Source organism: Variovorax sp. BGA-UO-ETr-C22 (genome assembly GCF_059567965.1).
Genome location: NZ_JCAQPA010000009.1, coordinates 757,728 through 772,215 on the forward strand (window position 1 = coordinate 757,728; position 14,488 = coordinate 772,215).

15 protein-coding genes are annotated in these 14,488 nt (G+C 69.5%); 8 read left to right on the forward strand and 7 right to left on the reverse strand.

From position 1 onward, the window contains the following. The first annotated feature begins 6 nt into the window (after nt 1-6). The 4 genes from AC57B8_RS13075 (at nt 7) to AC57B8_RS13090 (ending at nt 3,485) form a co-directional block, all read left to right on the forward strand. A complete protein-coding gene (locus AC57B8_RS13075) occupies nt 7-972 on the forward strand; it encodes a substrate-binding domain-containing protein (RefSeq protein ID WP_062480193.1) in 966 nt (321 codons plus the stop codon). Between the two features lie 37 nt (nt 973-1,009). After that, on the forward strand, nt 1,010-2,140 hold the full coding sequence (locus AC57B8_RS13080; RefSeq protein WP_496479865.1) for a Gfo/Idh/MocA family protein: 1,131 nt from the start codon (nt 1,010-1,012) through the stop codon (nt 2,138-2,140). A gap of 52 nt (nt 2,141-2,192) precedes the next feature. Continuing rightward, nucleotides 2,193-2,891, forward strand: coding sequence for a phosphatase PAP2 family protein (locus tag AC57B8_RS13085; protein ID WP_496479819.1), 699 nt, complete (start codon nt 2,193-2,195; stop codon nt 2,889-2,891). Between the two features lie 69 nt (nt 2,892-2,960). Beyond that, entirely contained in the window at nt 2,961-3,485 is a 525-nt protein-coding gene (locus tag AC57B8_RS13090; RefSeq protein ID WP_496479820.1) for a DUF3617 domain-containing protein, read from the forward strand. Nucleotides 3,486-3,503: 18 nt separating this feature from the next. Here AC57B8_RS13090 and trxC read toward each other — a convergent pair whose 3' ends face one another. From trxC to AC57B8_RS13110, 4 genes are all read right to left on the reverse strand, one after another. Beyond that, entirely contained in the window at nt 3,504-3,953 is a 450-nt protein-coding gene (gene trxC / locus AC57B8_RS13095) for a thioredoxin TrxC (RefSeq protein WP_390348262.1), read from the reverse strand. Nucleotides 3,954-4,014: 61 nt separating this feature from the next. Continuing rightward, a complete protein-coding gene (locus tag AC57B8_RS13100) occupies nt 4,015-4,545 on the reverse strand; it encodes a TPM domain-containing protein (RefSeq protein ID WP_070063861.1) in 531 nt (176 codons plus the stop codon). 5 nt (nt 4,546-4,550) lie between these two features. Beyond that, nucleotides 4,551-5,477, reverse strand: coding sequence for a TPM domain-containing protein (locus tag AC57B8_RS13105; protein WP_496479821.1), 927 nt, complete (start codon nt 5,475-5,477; stop codon nt 4,551-4,553). 12 nt (nt 5,478-5,489) lie between these two features. Next, entirely contained in the window at nt 5,490-6,089 is a 600-nt protein-coding gene (locus tag AC57B8_RS13110) for a LemA family protein (RefSeq protein ID WP_172438430.1), read from the reverse strand. 47 nt (nt 6,090-6,136) lie between these two features. Here AC57B8_RS13110 and AC57B8_RS13115 point away from each other — a divergent pair, with 47 nt between their 5' ends. The 4 genes from AC57B8_RS13115 to AC57B8_RS13130 all read left to right on the forward strand — a co-directional run bounded on the left by AC57B8_RS13115 (nt 6,137) and on the right by AC57B8_RS13130 (nt 9,084). Then, nucleotides 6,137-6,940 carry a Rossmann-fold NAD(P)-binding domain-containing protein gene (locus tag AC57B8_RS13115; protein WP_369630424.1) on the forward strand — a complete coding sequence of 268 codons (804 nt, stop codon included), beginning with the start codon at nt 6,137-6,139 and terminating at the stop codon, nt 6,938-6,940. Between the two features lie 52 nt (nt 6,941-6,992). Then, nucleotides 6,993-7,445 (forward strand): YybH family protein, encoded by a 453-nt coding sequence (locus AC57B8_RS13120; protein ID WP_062481770.1) that lies wholly within the window; start codon nt 6,993-6,995, stop codon nt 7,443-7,445. A gap of 81 nt (nt 7,446-7,526) precedes the next feature. Beyond that, nucleotides 7,527-8,543, forward strand: a complete 1,017-nt coding sequence (locus AC57B8_RS13125) for a YheT family hydrolase (protein WP_496479822.1) — start codon at nt 7,527-7,529, stop codon at nt 8,541-8,543. Beyond that, nucleotides 8,536-9,084 carry a DUF2946 family protein gene (locus tag AC57B8_RS13130; protein WP_496479823.1) on the forward strand — a complete coding sequence of 183 codons (549 nt, stop codon included), beginning with the start codon at nt 8,536-8,538 and terminating at the stop codon, nt 9,082-9,084. Before AC57B8_RS13125 ends, AC57B8_RS13130 begins: the two co-directional genes overlap by 8 nt. A gap of 91 nt (nt 9,085-9,175) precedes the next feature. On the opposite strand, the gene AC57B8_RS13135 is transcribed toward AC57B8_RS13130, so the two are convergent. The 3 genes from AC57B8_RS13135 to AC57B8_RS13145 form a co-directional block, all read right to left on the reverse strand. Then, nucleotides 9,176-9,781: a c-type cytochrome gene (locus AC57B8_RS13135; protein WP_062481762.1), complete on the reverse strand. Its 606-nt coding sequence runs from the start codon at nt 9,779-9,781 to the stop codon at nt 9,176-9,178. A gap of 115 nt (nt 9,782-9,896) precedes the next feature. Continuing rightward, nucleotides 9,897-11,321, reverse strand: coding sequence for an efflux transporter outer membrane subunit (locus tag AC57B8_RS13140; protein ID WP_070063806.1), 1,425 nt, complete (start codon nt 11,319-11,321; stop codon nt 9,897-9,899). Continuing rightward, complete coding sequence (locus AC57B8_RS13145; protein WP_062481757.1) at nt 11,314-14,481, reverse strand: efflux RND transporter permease subunit; 3,168 nt, start codon at nt 14,479-14,481, stop codon at nt 11,314-11,316. The genes AC57B8_RS13140 and AC57B8_RS13145 overlap by 8 nt, the downstream gene beginning before the upstream one ends. Between the last annotated feature and the right edge of the window lie 7 nt (nt 14,482-14,488).

A 14,488-nucleotide genomic window follows, 5' to 3' on the forward strand; every position in this document is an offset into this window, starting at 1 on the left:
TCCAGCATGACGACTTTCACCCGACGCCTCGCGCTCACGGCGGTTGCCACCGCAGCGTTCGCCGCCAGCCTGCCCGCGCTTGCCGCGGACAAGGTCAACCTCGGCGTGTCGATTCCCGCGGCCACGCACAGCTTCATGGGCGGCATCAACTACTGGGCCAACCAGGCGAAGAAGGACCTCGAGAAGCAGCACAAGGACCTGAAGATCACGATCAAGACCGCAGCCAACGCGCCCGAGCAGGCCAACCAGCTGCAGGACCTGTCGACGGTCACCAAGATCAACGCGCTCGTCGTGTTTCCGTTCGAATCGGCGGCGCTTACCAAGCCGGTCGCGCAGGTCAAGGCCAAGGGCGCGTACGTCACCGTGGTCGACCGCGGCCTGACCGACACCAGCGCGCAGGATGCGTACGTGGCCGGCGACAACACGGCCTTCGGCAAGATCCCGGCCGAGTACATCGTCAAGCAGCTCGGCGGCAAGGGCAATGTGGTGGCTCTGCGCGGCATCGCGACCACGCTCGACAACGAGCGCATGGACGCCTTCAACGCCGTGCTCAAGGGCAGCCCCGACATCAAGCTGCTCGACGCCAAGTACGCCAACTGGAACCGCGACGACGCCTTCAAGGTCACGCAGGACTACCTCACGCGCTTCAAGCAGATCGACGCCATCTGGGCCGCCGACGACGACATGGCCGTGGGCGTGCTCAAGGCCATCTCGCAGGCCAAGCGCGACGACATCAAGATCGTGTTCGGCGGCGCCGGCGCCAAGGACATGGTCAAGACCATCATGGACGGCAAGGACAAGCGCATCACGGCCGACGTGAGCTACTCGCCCAAGTTCATCTACGACGCGATCAAGCTCACGGCCGAGGCGCGCCTGAAGGGCGAGAAGCTGCCGGCGACCACGATCATTCCGTCGGTGCTGATCACCAAAGAGAACGCCAAGGATTTCTACCACCCGAACTCGCCGTTCTAAGGTGACCGAGATCGCTTCACGTCCCCTGCGCTGCGCCATGGTCGGCGGCGGTCGCGACGCCTTCATCGGCGCCGTGCACCGCAAGGCCATGGCGCTCGACGGCCAGATCGCGCTGGTCGCCGGCGCGCTGTCGTCGAGCCCGGACAAGGCGCGCGCCTCGGGCCGCGACCTGGGCCTGGCCGACGACCGCAACCACGGCGACTGGCAGGCGCTGCTGGCCGACGAGCTGAAGCGCCCGGCCGATGAGCGCATCGACTTCGTCTCGATCGTCACGCCCAACCACGTGCACTACCCGGTGGCGCAGGCCTTCGCGGAGGCGGGCTTCCACGTGGTGTGCGACAAGCCGCTGGTGCACACGCGCGCGCAGGCCGACGCGCTGGTCGCCACCGTGGCCCGGCAGGGCACGGTGTTCGGCGTGACCTACAACTACACCGGCTACCCGATGGTGCGGCAGGCACGCGAGATGGTGCGCTCGGGCGAGATCGGCGAGGTCCGCAAGATCGTCGTCGAATACAACCAGGGCTGGCTCGCCAGCCACGTGGAAGCCGCGGGCGGCAACAAGCAGGCCGACTGGCGCACCGACCCCGCGCGCAGCGGCGCGGCCGGTGCCATCGGCGACATCGGCTCACACGCCGAGAACCTCGTGGCCACCGTCACCGGCCTGGAGATCGAGAGCCTGTGCGCCGACCTCGGCGCGCTGGTGCCGGGCCGCCTGCTCGACGACGACGGCAGCCTGCTGCTGCGCTTCCAGGGCGGCGCGCGCGGCGTGCTGGTGGCCTCGCAGATCAACACCGGGCTGGAGAACGACCTGCGCCTGCGCGTCTCCGGCACGCTGGGCACGCTCGAATGGCGCCAGGAACAGCCGAGCCAGCTCGTGCACCTGCCGCACGACGGACCCCGGCGCGTGCTCACGCGCGGTGCGCCCTGGCTGTGCGAGTCGGCGCGGCGCGCGAGCCGCCTGCCGGCCGGCCATCCCGAAGGCTTCATCGAAGCTTTTGCGAACGTCTACGCGGGCGTGGCGGCGGACATCCGCGCGCGGCTCGCGGGGCAGGTGGCCGATCCGCTGGCGGCGGACTATCCGTGCGTGGAAGACGGGGCGCGCGGCGTGCGCTTCATCGAGCGCACGGTGGCGTCGGCTGGAAGCGAATTAAAGTGGACGCCCTGGTAGCCGCGCACGGGCCTCGTTGAAACGAGGCGAGGCCGCGGCACCGGCGGCCGCCATGACGCATTCCTCCTCTTCTTCTTTCGACGCCCCTTCGCCTCAGCCTTCATGGCCGCGCGCCCTCTGGCAGCGCTGCCGGACGCTGTGGCTGCTCAAGCTGGCCGGCAACACCGTCGCCACGCTGGGTTTCTTCCCGCTGTATTTCTGGGTCATGCACCACGCCGGGCCGGCGTGGGTGCTGCCGCTCACGGCCGTCGACCGGCTGATCGCGTTCTGGCCGGCGATGCTGCCGGTGTACCTCACGCTGTGGGCCTACATCGCGCTGCCGGTGCTGCTGGCCAGGGACCGGCGCGAGCTGAACACCATCGCCATCGGCTGCGCGGTGATGACGGCGATCGCATTGGCCGTGTTCTGGTGGATGCCCACGGCGATTCCGAACTTCGCGATCGATGCCGCACCGGGTTCGTCGCTGCACTTTCTCAAGACCTTCGATGCGGCGGGCAATGCCTTTCCGTCATTGCATGTGTCGTTCTCGGTCTTCGCCTGCATCGTGCTGGCGCGGCAGCTGCGCGAGGCCGGTGCGCCGGGCTGGCTGCGGCTGCTCAACCTCGCGTGGGCGGTGGCCATCGTGTACTCGACGATGGCCGTGCGCCAGCATGTGCTGATCGATGTGCTGGGCGGCCTCGGGCTCGGCCTGGCGATGGGCTTCGCGTTGCGCGAGCGCCCATCGGCGGCTTTGGCGCCGGTCGCGGCTTAGACCGATCGCGGTATTCCGCCGCGCGGGCGCCGACGGTACAAAGCGGCATCGCCGTCCACCGAGCCCGCCATGACCTGTCGCCTGTTCTCCCTCGCTGCCGCCGCCTGTCTTCTCGCCGGACCCGCGCTGGCCATCGACTACCCGGCGCGCAAGCCGGGCCTGTGGGAAATCCAGACCGGCGAGGGCGGCGCGGCCACGGCGAAGGCGCCGGGCCAGACGATCCAGCAATGCATCGACGCGGCCACCGACAAGGCGATGCGCGAGATGGGCCAGGGCATGGGCAAGGACATGTGCTCCAAGCAGGACCTGCGCCTCGAAGGCGTGAAGCTGGTCATCGACTCGGTCTGCAAGATCGGCCCGACCACCGCGACCTCGCGCGCCGTGATGAGCGGCGACTTCAGCAGCGCCTACCGCGTCGAAAGCAAGTCGACCTACAGCCCGCCGCTCATGGGCCGCACCGAAGGCACGAGCGTCGTCGACGCCAAGTGGGTCGGCCCCTGCAAGCCGGGCCAGAAGCCGGGCGACATGGTCATGGGCAACGGCATGAAGATGAACATGCTCGACGCGATGGCGAAGATGCCGCCGCGCAAGTGAGCGCGGCCGGTTGTGGGATCAGCCCACGCCGTTCGCCTTGACCCAGCGCACGATGTCGGCCGCGCCCATCGCGCCGGCCTGCCGCGCGACCTCGCGCCCGCCCTTGAACAGCGCCAGCGTCGGGATGCTGCGGATGTTGAAGCGCGCGCCCAGCGCCTGCACCGCCTCGGTGTCGACCTTGGCCAGCCGCACCTGCGGCTCGAGCTGGGCCGCCGCCTGTTCGTAGGCCGGCGCCATCTGGCGGCAGGGGCCGCACCAGGGCGCCCAGAAATCGACCAGCACCGGTATCTCGTTGCGCGCGATGTGGCGATCGAAGGTGGCCACGTCGGGCAGTGCGGTGGAGTGGCCGGTGAACAGCGGGCGGTGGCAGCTGCCGCAGTCGGGCGCGCTGCCCAGTTGCGCCGTGCGCACGCGGTTGGTCGTGTGGCAGTGCGGGCAGACGATGTGCAGCGATTCGGATTCGGTCATGCCCGAAAAATAGGGGCCGGGTGCGCGGATTGCAAGGCACGGGCGCCGAGGGCGCCGCGCCTCAGAGCACCACGGGCGCGTCGGGCAGCTCGTTGGTGTCGGGCTGGTCGTCGGCCAGCGGGAAGTGGGCCATCAGCAGCGCCGACACCTCTTCCAGCGCCAGCGTGATGCCGTCTTCGAAGCGGCCTTCGCGGAAGGCCACGGCCATGCGCTGCGTCATGGCGGCCCATTCGGCGGAGCCCACATGGGCGTCGATGCCGCGGTCGGCCACGATCTCGATCGCGTGCTCGGCCAGCAGCAGGTAGATCAGCACGCCGTTGTTGTGCGCGGTGTCCCACACGCGCAGCTTGCCGAACAGCGTCACGGCGCGCTCCCGGGGCGGTGCGTGGCGCCACAGGTAGGACATCGGCAGGCCGGCCTCGACGCAGATGCGGATCTCGCCGCTGTGGCGCCGCTCGCTCGCGGCCACGCGGCCGGCCAGGCGCTGCATCGCGTCGGCCGGCAGCACGCGGCGCACCGCGGCTTCGTCGGTCCAGCGATGCCGCCAGATGCGGCCCAGCTTCGAGAAGAGCGTGGGGTCTGCAGTTGCCATGAGGTTCACCAGTCTCCCGACGCGCCGCCGCCGCCAAAATTGCCACCGCCGCCGGAGCTGAATCCGCCGCCACCACCTCCGCCGCCGCTGCTCCAGCCGCCGCCACCTCCGCCGCTGCTCCAGCCACCTCCACCGCCGCCGCCTCGGCCGCCGCGACCGGGGCCGAAGCCGGCAAGGCCCGAGAACAGCGAGACCATGAGCGCGATCAGCCCGGCGATCACCGCGATCACGGTGCTGGTCGTGAGAAAGAACGCGACCACGCCGATGCCGCCGCCCATGGCGACCGAGCCCATCGTCTTGCCCAGGATGGCGCGCGCGATCGGGGCGCCGACGAAGACGCCGACGAACAGGAAGATCGCGAGGTTCTCCCAGTCGAAGCCGTCGTTGCTGCTGCCGCTCTGGTTGTTGCGCGAGGGCTCTGGCAACGGCTCGCCGTCGACCAGACCGATGAGCCGGTCCACCGCCGCGTTCAGGCCGCCCGCGAAGTCGTTGTTGCGAAAGCGCGGCTTCATCTCCTCGTCGATGATGCGCACCGCCGCGAGGTCGGGCACCGCGCCTTCGAGCGTCTTGGCCGTGGCGATGCGCATCTTGCGATCGTCCTTGGCAACGATGACCAGGAGGCCGTCGCCCACGCCCTTGCGGCCGATCTTCCAGGTGTCGCCCACGCGCTGCGCGTAGCTCGCGATGTCTTCGGGCGCCGTGCTCGGCACCATCAGCACCACGATCTGCGAGCCCTTGCGCTGCTCGAAGGCCGCGAGCTTGGTTTCCAGGCCCGAGCGCTGTGCGGCGTCGAGCGTGCCGGTCTGGTCGATCACGCGCGCCGTGAGCGTGGGGATCGGCAGCAGGCCCTGCGCCAGCGCGGGCAGGCCAACCCATGCAAGGGCCGCGATGAAGATCGCTGCCAGTGCGCGGCGGATCAGGGCTGCGGCCATCGGCGCCGCTTCTTACTTCTTGGGGGTGCTGAAGTCGACGGTCGGAGGCGTCGAGATCTGGGCTTCGTTCTGCACCGAGAAATTCGCCTTCGGCTTGTAGCTGAAGACCATGGCCGTGAGGTTGGTCGGGAAGCTGCGCGCGAGCACGTTGTACTCCTGCACGCTCTCGATGTAGCGGTTGCGCGCCACGGTGATGCGGTTCTCGGTGCCCTCGAGCGTCACGCGCAGGTCGCGGAAGGCCTGGTTGGCCTTGAGGTCGGGGTAGCGCTCGGCCACCACCATGAGCCGCGATAGCGCCGACGACAGCTCGCCCTGCGCCTGCTGGAACTTGTTGAAGGCCTCGGGGTTGTTGAGCGTCTCGGGCGTCACCTGGATCGAGGTGGCCTTGGCGCGCGCCTCGATCACCTTGGTGAGCGTGTCCTGCTCGAAGCTGGCTTCGCCCTTCACGGTGGCGACGATGTTCGGCACGAGGTCGGCACGCCGCTGGTACTGGTTGAGGACCTCGCTCCAGGCCGACTTGCTGGCCTCGTCGAGGGACTGGAACTGGTTGTAGCCGCATCCGCTGAGGGACAGGACGGCCGCGAGAATCAGGAACCAGCGCTTCATCATCATTTGCATTACCTCCGCAGAAGGAGGCCGAAGTTAGCATAGATGGGGTCATGGCCCTCGATCCCCTCCACGCCCTGCAGGCTGCGAACCGCGCGGTCCCGCCCGCTGCCGCGCCGCCCACCGGCACGCTGCTGATCGCGGGTGCGACCGGCGCGCTCGGCCAGGAACTGCTGCACCGGCTCGCGGGCCGCCACCGCTTCCAGCGCACGCGCGTGCTGGCGCGCGAGCCCATGCACGACGGGCTGCCCGGCGTCGAGACGGTTCAGTGCCCGGCGCTGCCGATCGCGCAGTGGCCGCTGGTGGCGGCCGACGTGGCGGTGGTCGCCTTCGATCCGCCGCGCCTGTACCACGGCCGCGAGCGCGCGCTGTGGCACCCCGAGCCCGCCGACCTGCCCGAGCTGGCGCGCTGGCTGCGCGCCAGCGGCGTGCGCACGCTGGCCATCGTGCAGCCGCACGACCGAGGCCGGCTGCCCGAGGCGCTCAAGCGCGGGCTGGCCAGCCTCGACGAGCAGGCCGTGGTCGCCTGCGGCTTCGAGCGCGTGATCCTGCTGCGCTCGGCGCGCAAGCCGGCCGACGTGCGCCTGGCCAACCTGGGCGAGCGGCTGGCGGCCTGGATGCTGTCGATCATGCGGTTCATGGTGCCGGCCAACGAGCAGCCGGTGCGCGCGCCCAAGATGGCCGAGCTGGTCGACCTGGCGCTGCGCGTGGCGCCGCCCGGCGTGCACGTGGCCGCGCCCGAGATGGTGTGGCAGGCCGCGCAGGGCGCCACCGAGGCGGCGGCGCGCGCGTGGCTGATTCCCGCGTCCGCGCCCGAAGCACCCACGGCCGGGTCGCCTGCTGCCACATGGCCGTGACATGGGCAGGGCAAAATCCGGCCTACCCCCTTCGCTCTCGCCCCTCACCGCCATGCCCAAGACCCCTTTCCGCGCCGCCGCGGCCATCGGCGGCACTGCCGACGATGTCGAGGCCGCCTTCTACGAAGCGCTGCAACGCGGCGATGTCGATGCGCTGATGGCCTGCTGGGCCGACGAGGACGAGGTGTTCTGCGTCCACCCGGGCGGCCCGCGGCTGGTGGGCGCAGTGGCGATCCGCGCGGCCTTCGAGCAGATGTTCGCCAACGGCGCCATCCATGCGACGCCGGCGCGCGTGCGCAAGATCGAGTCGCTGGCGAGCGCCGTGCACAACGTGCTCGAGCGCATCGAGGTGCTCACGGCCGAGGGGCCGCGCCATGCCTTCGTGCTGGCCACCAACGTGTATCACAAGACCGCGCAGGGCTGGCGCATGGTGGCGCACCACGCGAGCCCGGGCAGCGCGCGCGAGCCGGACGACGCGAACGATCCGCCGCAGGTCCTGCACTGAGTCCTGCTTCGAGCGATGGCCTCTCCCTTTCCTTCTTCCTCTTTCTCACCGGATTCCGCGTCGCCCGTTGCATACGACGCAATGGGCTACGACGCCCCGCGCTGGCTGCCCGGCGGCAACCTGCAGACCATCTGGGCCGCGCTGTGCGCGCGCCGCTTCGACGGGCCCGCGCCGGTGTACCGCCGCGAGCGCTGGACCGCGCCGGACGGCGACTTCATCGATGTCGACTTCATCGATGCGCCGCAGCCCGGCCCCCGGCCGCTGCTGGTGCTGTTCCACGGGCTCGAGGGCTCCTCGCGCAGTCACTACGCCGAGGCCTTCGCGGCTTTCGCTGCGTCGCGCGGCATGGCCTTCGCGGTGCCGCACTTTCGCGGCTGCAGCGGCGAGCTGAACCTCGCGCCGCGCGCCTACCACTCGGGCGACCACGAGGAGATCGACTGGATCCTGCGGCGCATGCACGCGCAGCACGTGGTGCAGGGCGGCGGCGGGCCGGTGCTGGCGGCCGGCGTCTCGCTGGGCGGCAATGCGCTGCTGCGTTGGGCCTGCGAGGCGGGCGAGAGCGCGCGGGCCTCGGTCGACGCGGTGGCGTCGGTGTGCGCGCCGCTCGACCTGGCGGCGGGCGGCGAGGCGATCGGGCGCGGCTTCAACCGGCTGGTCTACACGCGCATGTTCCTCGCCACCATGAAGCCCAAGGCGCTGGCCAAGCTGGCGCAGTTCCCGGGCCTGTTCGACCGCGACCGGTTGATGGCCGCGCGCGATCTCTACGACTTCGACGACGTGTTCACGGCCCCGCTGCACGGCTTTCGCAACACCGACGACTACTGGGCGCGCGGTTCGTCCAAGCCGCTGCTGGGCGCGATCCGCGTGCCCGCGCTGGTGGTGAACGCGCGCAACGATCCCTTCATTCCGGCCCGCAGCCTGCCGGGGCCGAACGAGGTCGGGTCGCACGTCACGCTGTGGCAGCCCGCGGGCGGCGGCCACGTGGGCTTTCCGCTCGGCCTGCCGCCGGGGCACGTGGGCGGAATGCCCGAGCGCGTGGGAGGGTGGCTGGCGCACCACCTCTCGTCGACGCAGGCGCAAAATACGGCCCATGGATGAGATCGTCAAACAGGCATTGGCCAAGTGGCCGAACGTGCCGCACTGCTACGGCTGGCTCGGCCTGGACGCGCGCGGCAACTGGTACATGCGCGACGACCGCACGCAGGCGCAGGGCCCGTTTCGCAGCGCCAAGGGCTCGATGCTGCGGCACGACAAGCTGATCGACTTCATCCACCGCAACTACGAGCACGACGCCGACGGCCAGTGGTTCTTCCAGAACGGGCCGCAGCGCGTGTATGTCGAGCTGGAGGCGGCGCCGCTGGTGTGGCGCGTGGCGCAGCAGGGCGCGGGCGCCTTCACGGTCACGGCCCACACGGGCGCGCCGGCCGAGGTGTCGGGCTGCCTGCTCGACGAAGAAGGCCGGCTCTATCTCGTGGCGCCGGCGGGGCTGGGGTTGGTGCACACGCAGGACGTGGGCATCGCCGCCGAGGCCGTGGAGCAGGGCGTCTGGACGCCGGAGCCGGTGCGCGCGGCCGACCTGCCGGGGCGCTTCGGCCATGTGCTGAGCCCAGCAGAGCGCCATGCAGGTGTGGCTGCATAGCTACTGAAAAGATAGCAACCCGGATCGTCCGGGCGTAAAAAAACCGGCCTGAGAGCCGGTTTTTTCATGGGCGCGAGGCGCCGTCGATCGCTTACTTGGCAGGCGCGCTGGCCGCAGCCGACGCACCTTCGGCCGGCGCGGCGGCCGCTGCCGGACGGTCCGGCACCGGGAACTTGGCGCCGCCGGCGTTGGCCAGGTACACCACGGCACGGCCGATTTCGATGTCTTCGAAGTCGCCGCCGCCCTGGGCGGGCATGGCGCCCTTGCCCTTGAGCGCGTGCTCGAGCAGCGTTGCGTAGCCCTGGCCGATGCGCGGGCCCCAGGCTGCGGCGTCGTTCAGGTGCGGGGCGCCGGGGATGCCGGGGGCGCCGTGGCAGGCCACGCACTGGGCCTTGAACACGGCGTCGCCAGCGGCCAGCGGCCGGTTGGCGTCACGGATCTCGATGGAGCCGACCTTCTTGAGGCGCTCGGCCACTTCACGGTCGCGCGATTCCTTGGTCACGCCGTAGAGCGCCATGTTGTCGCCCTCCGCGGTACCGGCGGGCTTGGTGCCCGAGACCACATAGGACACGAGGCCCACGATGATCAGGATCGGAATGATGAAAGAGAAAAATACCGCGAGCAGCAGTTGCTTCGGGTTCTTGATCGGGCCGGTATGGGCTTCTTCTGTGGCCTGGTTGTGCGGGTCTGCGCTCATGGCGTCCTCAATAACGGGGGGCTCGTCGGGGGCTTTTTCTAACCAACCGGCGATTATAGAGAGGCCCTTTGCCCGCGCGGGCAATTGACCTCTCCATATCGGACGCGCAGGTGTCTCAACCGTTGTTGCGTGTGGCCCAGCCGCCACCCAGCGTCTTGTACAGCGTGACCTGGTTCTGCAGCTGCAGCAGGCGCGTGGCCACCGCCGATTGCTGCGCCGTGAACAGCGAACGCTGTGCGTCGAGCAGGTCGAGCGCGCTGGCGATGCCGTTGCGATAGCGCAGGTCGGACAGCTTGTAGCGCACCGCCTCGGCGTCGGCTTGCGCGGTCTGCGCACGCGCCTGCTCGCCCAGCGTGGCGCGGCCCGCGAGCGCGTCGGCCACTTCGCGGAACGCGGTCTGCACCGACTTCTCGTACTGCGCCACCGCGATCTCGCGCCCGGCCTTGGCCGAGTTGAGCCCCGCGATGTTGCGGCCCGCATCGAAGATCGGCAGCGTGACCGTGGGCGCGAAGCTCCAGGCCTTGGTGCCGCGATCGAACAGGTTCGAGAACTCGCTGCTCGCGGTGCCGATCGAGCTCGTGAGCGACACGCGCGGGAAGAAGTTCGCACGCGCCGCGCCGATGTTGGCGTTGGCCGCGATCAGCTGCTGCTCGGCCGCGCGGATGTCGGGCCGCTCGGTCAGCAGGTCGGAGGGCAGGCCGGCCGGCACGTCGGGCATCGGGCGGATGCCCGCGAGTCCCTTGGTGCCACCGGCGGTGGCCTCGGCCGGCACCGGCGCGCCCAGCAGCAGGGCGAGCGCATTCTCGTCCTGCAGGCGGGCACGCTGCTGCTGCGCATAGGCGGCGCGCGCGGTCTCGGCCTGCGAGTTCGCGGCCTGGAAGTCGATCTCGGACGACACGCCGTTGTCGAAGCGCAGCTTGGTCAGGCGCACCGACTCGTCGCGCGTGACCATGGTCTGGCGCGTGATCTCGAGCAGCTCGTCGTCGGCCAGCAGTGTGAGCCAGCCGCTGGCCACGGCCGCGATCAGGCTGATCTGCGCGGCCTTGCGCGACTCTTCGGTGGCCAGGTACTGCGACAGCGCCTGGTCCTTCAGCGCGCGGATGCGGCCGAAGAAGTCGAGCTCCCACGCGGTGAAGCCGAAGTTGACGGCGTACTGCGAGGCCACGCTGCCCTGGCTGGGATCGATCGCCTGGTAGGCGTTGGGGCTCGAGCGCGAGCCCGTGCCCGTGAGGCCGAGCGCCGGGAACAGCGCCGAGCGTTCGATCTGGAACTGCGCACGCGCCTGCTCGATGTTGAGCACCGACACGCGCAGGTCGCGGTTGTTCGCCAGCGCCGTCTGGATCAGGCCCGCCAGGCGCGGGTCGGTGAAGAAGTCCTGCCAGGGCAGGGCGGCCGCAGCGGGGCCCGACGGCTGCGCCGGGTCGCCCGGGTAGGTCGTCGGCACCGGCGCCGCGGGGCGCTCGTAGGTCGGGATCAGCGAGCAGCCTGCCAGCAGCATCGCGGCGGCCAGCACGGTGGGGATCAGAGGTTTCTTAGTCATGGTGTGTGGTATCTCCCGTGATGCCGGCCGCTGCCGCATGCCGCTTGTCGGCCTCGTGCTGGCGCGCGCTGCCCTTGAACAGCGTGCGCACCACCACGAAGAACACCGGCACGAAGATCACGGCCAGGACCGTGCCGGTCACCATGCCGCCGAGCACGCCGGTGCCGATGGCACGCTGGCTCGCCGAGCCTGCGCCCGAAGCCAGGACCAGCGGCAGCACGCCCAGGCCGAAGGCCAGCGAGGTCATGATGATGGGACGGAACCGCAGGTGCGCGGCCTCGAGCGCGGCCTCGACCACGCCGCGGCCCTGCGCCTGCAGGTCTTTCGCGAACTCGATGATCAGAATCGCGTTCTTCGCGGACAAGCCGATGATGGTGATCAGGCCCACCTGGAAGTACACGTCGTTGGAATAGGCGCGCAGCATCGTCGCCACCAGCACGCCCAGCACGCCCAGCGGCACCACCAGGATCACCGACAGCGGGATCGACCAGCTCTCGTACAGCGCGGCCAGGCAGAGGAACACCGCCAGGATCGCGAAGCCGTACAGGATCATGGCCTGCGAGCCGGCGAGCTTTTCTTCACGCGACTGGCCGGTCCACTCGAAGCCGAAGCCTTGCGGCAGCTGGCCGGCGAGCTTTTCCATCTCGGCCATGGCCGCGCCCGTGCTCTGGCCCGGCGCCGCGTCACCGCTGATGCGGATGGCGGGGTAGCCGTTGTAGCGCACGGTCTGCGTGGCGCCCGAGACCCACTTGGTGGTCGCGAAAGCCGACAGCGGCACCGGTTGGCCCTTGGTGTTGACGGCGTTCAGGCGCAGCAGGTCGTCCGGCTGCATCCGTGCCGGCGCATCGGCCTGCACCACCACGCGCTGCAGGCGGCCGCGGTTCGGGAAGTCGTTGATGTAGCTCGAACCCAGTGAGGTCGACAGCGCACTGTTGATCGCGTCGAAGCTCACGCCCAGGGCGTTGGCCTTGTCGCGGTCGATGTCGATCTCCAGCTGCGGCGCGTCTTCCAGGCCGTCAGGGCGCACCTGCGCGAGGATCTTGCTCTGCGAGGCCATGCCCAGCAGCTGGTTGCGCGCGTTGATCAGCGCCTCGTGGCCCGCGCCCGCGCGGTCTTGCAAGCGGAAGCTGAAGCCGCTGGCGTTGCCCAGCTCGGGAATCGGCGGCGGGCTCAGCGGGTAGATGAAGGCGTCGCGGATGCCCGACAGCGCACCGAAGGCACGGCCGGCCAGCGCGCTGGCCGAGTTGGCCGGGTCCTTGCGTTCTTCCCAGTCCTTCAGCGTCACGAAGGCGAGGCCTGCGTTCTGGCCCTGGCCGGAGAAGCTGAAGCCCATCACGCTCACGATGCTCTGCACTTCAGGCTGCTTCAGGATGAAGCCTTCGACCTGTTGCATCACCGACAGCGAACGCTCTTGCGTCGCGCCCGGGGGCAGTTGCACGTTCACGATGATGTTGCCCTGGTCTTCCTCGGGCAGGAACGAGCTCGGCAGGTGCGTGTAGAAGTACGCGACGGCGCCGATGATCGCGGCGTAGATCACGAGGTAGCGTGCGGCGCGGCGCAGGATGCGCGCGACCACGCCTTCGTAGCCTTTGGCCGTGCGCGAGAAGCCGCGGTTGAACCAGCCGAAGAAGCCGCGCTTCTCATGGTGGTGGCCGGCTTCCACCGGCTTGAGCAGCGTGGCGCACAGCGCCGGCGTGAGCGACAGCGCCATGAAGGCCGAGAAGCCGATCGAGGCCACCATCACCGCCGAGAACTGGCGGTAGATGTTGCCGGTCGAGCCCGCGAAGAAGGCCAGCGGCACGAACACCGAGATCAGCACCACGGTCACGCCGATGATGGCGCCCGAGATCTGCTGCATTGCCTTGCGCGTGGCGTCGAGCGGCGACAGCCCCTCTTCGCTCATGATGCGCTCGACGTTCTCCACCACCACGATGGCGTCGTCCACCACGATACCGATCACCAGCACCATGCCGAACATGGTGAGCACGTTGATCGAGAAGCCCAAGGCGAGCAGCGTGGCGAAGGTGCCCAGCAGTGCAATGGGCACCACGATCGTCGGGATGATCGTGTAGCGCCAGTTCTGCAGGAACAGGAACATCACCAGGAACACCAGCGCGATGGCCTCGAACAGCGTCTTCACCACTTCGGAGATCGAGATCTGCACGAAGCGCGAGCTGTCATAAGGAATGTCCCACTTCACGCCCTTGGGGAAGTAGCGCTCCAGCTCGGCCATCTTGGCGCGCACGGCCTTGGCCGACTTCAGCGCGTTGCCGGTGGGCGTGGGCTGCACGCCGATACCGACCGCGGGCACGCCGTTCAGGCGCGCGGAGGTGGCGTAGTTCTGGCCGCCGAGTTCGACGCGCGCCACGTCTTTGAGGCGCACGGTCGAGCCGTCGGTGTTGGCGCGCAGCACGATGTTCTGGAACTGCTCGACGCTGTTGAGCTGGCCGTTCACCGTGACCGTGGCGGAGATCGCCTGGCCGGGGATGTTCGGCAGGTCGCCGAGCGTGCCCGACGCCACCTGGGCGTTCTGTGCGCGGATCGCGGCATTGACGTCGTTGGCCGACAGGTTGAAGCCTTGCAGCTTCGCCGGGTCGATCCAGATGCGCATCGCGTTCTCGGAGCCGAACAGCTGGGCCTGGCCCACGCCGTCGATCCGCTGCAGTTCCGGCACGATGTTGCGCGCGGCATAGTCACCGAGCGCCACCGGGTCGAAGTCGGGGTTGTCCGAGGACAGCATCGCGAACAGCAGGAAGTTGTTGCGCGACTTGTCGACGCGCACGCCCTGCTGCGTCACGGCCGAGGGCAGCCGCGGCGTGGCGCGCGAGAGTCGGTTCTGCACGTCCACCTGCGCGAGGTCTTCGTTGGTGCCGGCCTCGAAGCTGATGGTGATGGCGCCGGTGCCGTCGGCCTGGGCCACCGATTCCATGTAGATCAGTCCGGGCGAGCCGTTCATCTCGCGCTCGATCACGGACAGCACGCTGTCCTCGAGGGTCTGCGCGGAGGCACCGGGGTACGCGACGTTGATCACGATGGCCGGCGGGGCCACCGGCGGGTACTGCGAGATCGGCAACTGCGTGATGGCGACGCCGCCCACCACGATGATGAACAGTGCGATCACCCACGCGAAGATAGGTCGGTCGATAAAGAATTTGGCCATGCGAGGC

Bases quoted from the DNA above. Each gene is read 5' to 3' on its own strand.
- AC57B8_RS13075 (WP_062480193.1), top strand. From the start codon at position 7: ATGACGACTTTCACCCGACGCCTCGCGCTCACGGCGGTTGCCACCGCA.
- AC57B8_RS13080 (WP_496479865.1), top strand. From the start codon at position 1,010: ATGGTCGGCGGCGGTCGCGACGCCTTCATCGGCGCCGTGCACCGCAAG.
- AC57B8_RS13085 (WP_496479819.1), top strand. From the start codon at position 2,193: ATGACGCATTCCTCCTCTTCTTCTTTCGACGCCCCTTCGCCTCAGCCT.
- AC57B8_RS13090 (WP_496479820.1), top strand. From the start codon at position 2,961: ATGACCTGTCGCCTGTTCTCCCTCGCTGCCGCCGCCTGTCTTCTCGCC.
- trxC (WP_390348262.1), bottom strand. From the start codon at position 3,953: ATGACCGAATCCGAATCGCTGCACATCGTCTGCCCGCACTGCCACACG.
- AC57B8_RS13100 (WP_070063861.1), bottom strand. From the start codon at position 4,545: ATGGCAACTGCAGACCCCACGCTCTTCTCGAAGCTGGGCCGCATCTGG.
- AC57B8_RS13105 (WP_496479821.1), bottom strand. From the start codon at position 5,477: ATGGCCGCAGCCCTGATCCGCCGCGCACTGGCAGCGATCTTCATCGCG.
- AC57B8_RS13110 (WP_172438430.1), bottom strand. From the start codon at position 6,089: ATGATGATGAAGCGCTGGTTCCTGATTCTCGCGGCCGTCCTGTCCCTC.
- AC57B8_RS13115 (WP_369630424.1), top strand. From the start codon at position 6,137: ATGGCCCTCGATCCCCTCCACGCCCTGCAGGCTGCGAACCGCGCGGTC.
- AC57B8_RS13120 (WP_062481770.1), top strand. From the start codon at position 6,993: ATGCCCAAGACCCCTTTCCGCGCCGCCGCGGCCATCGGCGGCACTGCC.
- AC57B8_RS13125 (WP_496479822.1), top strand. From the start codon at position 7,527: ATGGGCTACGACGCCCCGCGCTGGCTGCCCGGCGGCAACCTGCAGACC.
- AC57B8_RS13130 (WP_496479823.1), top strand. From the start codon at position 8,536: ATGGATGAGATCGTCAAACAGGCATTGGCCAAGTGGCCGAACGTGCCG.
- AC57B8_RS13135 (WP_062481762.1), bottom strand. From the start codon at position 9,781: ATGAGCGCAGACCCGCACAACCAGGCCACAGAAGAAGCCCATACCGGC.
- AC57B8_RS13140 (WP_070063806.1), bottom strand. From the start codon at position 11,321: ATGACTAAGAAACCTCTGATCCCCACCGTGCTGGCCGCCGCGATGCTG.
- AC57B8_RS13145 (WP_062481757.1), bottom strand. From the start codon at position 14,481: ATGGCCAAATTCTTTATCGACCGACCTATCTTCGCGTGGGTGATCGCA.